The organism is Mycobacterium sp. E787 (genome assembly GCF_001668725.1).
GTDB lineage: Bacteria > Actinomycetota > Actinomycetes > Mycobacteriales > Mycobacteriaceae > Mycobacterium.
Map to the genome: position 1 here is coordinate 1 of NZ_LZKL01000009.1, position 752 is coordinate 752.

Annotated in this window: 2 protein-coding genes; one reads left to right on the forward strand and one right to left on the reverse strand. The window is 67.0% G+C overall.

The window, feature by feature from the left end:
• The coding region (locus tag A5705_RS00575) for a TetR/AcrR family transcriptional regulator (protein WP_369829580.1) at window positions 1–507 on the reverse strand (507 nt) is incomplete at its 3' end.
• Window positions 508–533: 26 nt separating this feature from the next.
• Here A5705_RS00575 and A5705_RS00580 point away from each other — a divergent pair.
• On the forward strand, window positions 534–752 hold a 219-nt coding region (locus A5705_RS00580; protein ID WP_156762981.1), incomplete at its 3' end, for a TetR/AcrR family transcriptional regulator.

Below are 752 nucleotides of genomic sequence, written 5' to 3' on the forward strand. Positions count from 1 at the left end.
GCGCTCCCGGGCGTCCTCGACGATGTCATTTATGATGTCGCGCAACGCTTTTGACCCCGGATTCCGTGTCCGGCCGCCGTCGATTTGGGATTCGAGCAGGCTTTCGGCCCGGATCGCCCACTCGAAAGCCGCGAGGTCCGGGAACTCGCGCATCAACTTTCCCGATTCGTCGAGCACCGCTTCGATTCGGTCGACGACGCCGCCGGGACGGGCGGCGGCCCGGCGCAGCCGTCGGGATGCGATCAGGTCGATTTCCGCGACCGTCGCCGCGAGCAGCTCCGACTTGTTCGGAAAATAGTGATAGAGGCTGCCGCTGGTCATGTCGGCGGCCCGGGCGATCTCGCGAATCGTCGCCTTCGAGTGGCCCACTTCGGCCACGCAGCGCATCGCCGAGGCGATGATTCGGGCACGGGTCTGCTCGCCGCTGGCGCCGACTGGGCGGCCGAGCTGGGATGGCGAAGCCGGAGGATAATTGATCGCCCGATTATATTCGAGGGAGCCGGTCAAAAGGACGCAGGAGTGAGGACATCAGCATGACGCGGGCGCAGCTGGGTCGCCCCGTCGGCGCCAGCGGCGAGGAGACCCGCCGCCGGCTCCTCGTCGCCACCATGCGCTGTGTCGCCCAGCGCGGCTACTCCAAGGCCACCATCCGCGAGATCGCCCGGACCGCGGAGGTGACCAGCGCCAGCCTGTACAACTACTTCCCCAACAAATCGGAGCTGATCAAGGCGGCCGTCGCGGCCAGAACCGAG